Consider the following 4,386-nt stretch of genomic DNA (forward strand, 5'->3'; position numbering starts at 1 on the left):
CGGCGGGAGCCGCTCCATGGCTGGGCGTGGCCGCCTGCGCAGCTGGCCGCGCGGCGGCCTGCAGATGCACGGGCAATACCAGCGTGAACACGCTGCCCGCGCCCGGCGTGCTGCCCACCGACACGGTGCCGCCCAGCAGCTGGGCAAGATCCCGGGCAATCGACAGCCCCAGGCCCGTGCCGCCGAACTTGCGGTGCGTGCTGCCATCCGCCTGGCGGAACGCCTCGAAAATCAGGGCCTGCTGCTCTTCGGGTATGCCTATTCCCGTGTCTTTCACCGCGAACGCCAGGCTGTCGGCGCCCGTGCGCGACACGCGCAGGCTGACCGAACCCCGGTCCGTGAACTTCAGCGCGTTCGACAGCAGGTTCTTCAATATCTGTCCCAGGCGCATGGGGTCGGTCTGCATGCGCGCGGGCACATCCGGGTCGACAACCAGTTCCAGGGCCAGGCCCTTCTGTTGCGCCAGGGGGCGCAACGGATCCAGCAGGCCCTGCAGCATCGGGGCGACCTGCACCGGTTCCGGGTCCACCTGCACCTGCCCCGCCTCGATCTTGGCCAGGTCCAGGATGTCGTTGATCAGCGCCAGCAGGTCCGTGCCGGCGGCATAGATCGTGTGCGCATACTTGACCTGGTCGGTGCTGAGATTGCCAGGCTTGTTCTCCGCAAGCAGCTTGGCCAGGATCAGCGTGGAATTCAGCGGGGTACGCAGTTCATGGCTCATGTTGGCCAGGAATTCGCTCTTGTACCGGCTGGCCAGTTCCAGTTCGCGTGCTTGTTCCGTCAGCACCCCCTGGGCCCGCAGCAGCTGTTCACGCTGGTGTTCAAGATGCTTGGTCTGCTCTTCCAGGTGCACGTTGGTTTGTTCCAGCTCGGTCTGCTGGACTTCCATCCGGGCCTGGGATTCCTGCAGCATGCGGCTTTGCTGCTCCAGCTCTTCGTTGCTGACGCGCAACTCTTCCTGCTGGGTCTGCAGCTCTTCGGACTGACGCTGCGTTTCTTCCAGCAGGGCCTCCAGGCGCGAACGGTCGATACCCGCCCGCACCGCCACCGCCAGCGTCTCCGAGGCGCGCTCCAGCAAGTTGCGCTCGGCGTCGTTCAGGCGATGGTTCAGGCCCAGTTCCAGCACCGCATATACCCGGCGATTCAGCACGGCGGGCACCAGCACCAACTCCAGGGGGTCGGACTTGCCGATAATGGAAGCCAGTTGCAGGTGGCCGGGCGGCACATCTTTTACATGGATCAGCTGGCGCGAACGCACCGCCTGCCCGGCCAGCCCTTCGCCCGGCAGCAAGGTTTGCGCAAGGCGCTCGCCGGGCAACGCATACCCTCCGAACAGCCGCAGGCTGCCATCGCGTTCGTCCACCAGGTAGCCCGCGCCGACCTCGGCCCTAAGGTACGTTGCCAGGGATTCCAGCGCGCGCTCGCCAATCTCTTCGATACGGTGGTCGCCCTGAAGCTTCATGCTTACAGCGGATAGCCCGGTATTCACCCACGCCTGCTCGGCCTTGAGCCGGTACTCGCGCGCCGTCATCCCCGCCGACGCAAAAATCAGGACCAGCAAGAACGCCGAACCTGCCCAGGAATAATAGGCCGACGCCACCGCAGCATCTTCCCAGGCCTGCCTGCGGGTATCCAGCAGCTCACTCTGCTGCGTGTACAGGTCGCCGATCAGGTCGCGCAGGCGGTCCATGGCGTCCTTGCCCGTATCGGTGCGCACAATGGTCATGGCCGCGTCGGCCTGGCCCGTCATGCGCAAGTCCACCGTCTGGCTCAGTTCCGCCAGCTTCTGGCGCGCAATGGTTTCGATTTCGCGCAACAGTTCGACCTGGGCGGGGTTCTCGCTGGCGGAAGCTTTCAGATCCGCCAGGCGCTGGTCCATCAGGCCCAGCGCACGGCGGTAGGGCTCCAGATAGCGCTCGTCGCCGGTCAGCAAATACCCGCGCTGGCCGATTTCCGCATCTTTCAATGAGGCGTTCAACAGGCTCAGGTGCCGCATGGACTGTGACGCGCGATTGATTCCGTCCACGGCGTCCGCGCGCGCGTCCGAGGCCTGCACATTGACGAACGCGATCAGCAGGGTCGTCAGGGCCGCCAGCACAAAGCCGATGAGCAGCGGCCTGGGAAAGGCGAAACGGGCCGTGTACGGCGTAGAGCGAGATGAAGGCATCAGATGAGAGGGATTCTAAGATTGGGCCTGCGCAAATATAACGGGTGCAGCCCGCCACGTTTGCGCGGCCGCGTCCGAGCGCGGGAAGAGATACGCCGAAGCGCATCAAAGTACGGGTAAACCCCTGGCCGAGAACCCCGTGGGCGGATGCCCGAAAGCCTGGACGCCCAGCGCCGCGGCGTCCTGCTGTGGTTTTTTGCCGACGCGCCTTGAGTTCGTCGATCCAAACCGGGGATTCGTCGAAAAACAGATCGTTTTTCGGTCGGCTGGTGGAACAATATGCACACGAAAAAAACGTCTGCATAACCCGTCGTCAGCCGCAGCCGGCCCACTCCGCCCGCCGCGCACACCCGCACAGGACACCCGATGAAACGACGCGCCATTTCCCGGACCGGGATTAGATCCCTGTGCGTGCCAGTATTGTGGTGGCCTGATGACACCGGGCCAGGCGAGCGTCGGGCAGCCAGCCCGTTGCTGTCCGCGCTGCTGATGCTGGGTTGGCTGGCCACACCCACGGCGTACGCCGCCACGATGGACTGCCCGGCCGCCAGTTCCTCGCCCAATGACCAAATCACGTGCACCATCAACGCCGACCAGGGCGGCGCGGGCGCGCAGATCACGGTCGACTTCACGGCCCCGGCCGGCACCGGCAACAATATCGGCAGTTACGGCGGCAACTACACCGTCAACAACCTGGCGAACCTGCAGCCCGCCTCTCCGCAGGCGGGCCTGCTGGTCCGCCTGAAAGGCGGCGTGGGGTCCAGCGACACGTCCAACGACGCCACGGGCGGTGGCAATGGCGGCAACATTACCATCACCAATAGTGGATCGATCAGCGTCAACACCACTCCCACCTCCAGCAGCCAGGGCAATGCCCCGGGCATCTGGGACGACGCGGGCGCGCAGTTCGGCATCTACGCTGCATCGGTGGGCGGCAATGGCGCCGACGCCAACCAGACGAGCGTGGGCGGGGGCAACGGCGGCAACGGCGGACCGGCCTCTGCCATCACCATCGGCAACAGCGGCACCATCCAGGTATCCAACCTGACCTACGGGGGCGTGGGAATCTATGCCGCGGGCATCGGCGGTCTCGGCGGCGTCCAGGACAAGGCACTGTCGGGCGACCAGAACGGCGGCAACGGCGGCAACACCAGTACGATAGGCATCACCAACAGCGCGTCGATCACGGTCAGTTCCAGCAATGCCTCGCGCTATGCCTGGGGTATCGGGGTCGAATCCATCGGCGGCAACGGCGGCGACTTCAACGGCAATGGCGGCGAACCCGGCGGAGTCCATACCTCGTCACCCAGCAACATCGCCAACAGCGGCGCCGTGACGGTCCAGGTCAATGGCGGATCGGGATTCGCCAACGGGGTGCGCGGCTTGTATATCGCGAACCAGGGCGGCGACGGCATCACGTCCGAAGACGGCAGCGACAATGGCGGCGCGGGCGCCAATGCCACCGGCCTGACCGTAACGAATTCTGCTGCCGTCACCGTCGAAACCAGCAGTTCGCTCGCCGCGCCCACCGGACTGGCGGCCATATCCGGCGGTATCGTGATGATCGCCCGTGGGGGCGACGGGGGCGAAAGCGCCCAGACGACCAGCAACACGTCCGGCCAGCGAGGCGGCGTGGGCGGTTCGAACCCCTACACGTCCACCATCACGATGAACAGCGGCTCTGCCATCACCACTTCGGGCGATTACCTGCCCGGCGTGGTGCTGCTCAGCCAGGGCGGCAACGGCGGCGCCGGACGCGAGGACGCCGACGGCGGGGACGGCGGCTATGGCGGCATCGTGAATATCTCCATGAACGGCGATGCCAGTATCGCCACCAGCGGCGTGCAATCCCACGGGATAGCCGTGCGCAGCGCGGGCGGCGGTGGCGGCGGCGTGCAGACCAGCAGCGGCCTGGTCGACTTCACCGCGGAAAACGCCGGCACCGGCGGCGTCGGCAAAGATGTCACGATCGACACGGGCGGCGGCACGATTACTACCTGGGGTGCGAATTCCATCGGCATGCTGGCGCAGTCGATGGGCGGCTTTGGCGGCGGCACCACGTCCAATTTCGAGTTCTTCGGCGATGCAGGGACGACCGCCGGCGATGGCGGCTCGCCAGGTAGCGTCACGGTCGACAGCCTGACCCAGGTAGCGACCAACGGCGCGTCCGCGCATGGCATCGTGGCCCAGTCGCTCGGCGGCGGCGGCGGCGCGGCGGG

At 66.2% G+C, this 4,386-nt stretch carries 2 protein-coding genes; one reads left to right on the top strand and one right to left on the bottom strand.

The genetic code is table 11. From position 1 onward, the window contains the following. A partial coding sequence (locus LPZ50_RS22370) for a CHASE3 domain-containing protein (RefSeq protein WP_230665034.1) occupies positions 1 to 2,167 on the bottom strand: 2,167 nt, incomplete at its 3' end. 471 nt (positions 2,168 to 2,638) lie between these two features. Here LPZ50_RS22370 and LPZ50_RS22375 point away from each other — a divergent pair. Next, a partial coding sequence (locus LPZ50_RS22375; protein WP_419195630.1) for a beta strand repeat-containing protein occupies positions 2,639 to 4,386 on the top strand: 1,748 nt, incomplete at its 3' end.

The sequence above is a fragment of the Bordetella petrii genome (genome assembly GCF_020991325.1).
In the GTDB taxonomy this organism is placed as follows: domain Bacteria; phylum Pseudomonadota; class Gammaproteobacteria; order Burkholderiales; family Burkholderiaceae_B; genus Bordetella_A; species Bordetella_A petrii_E.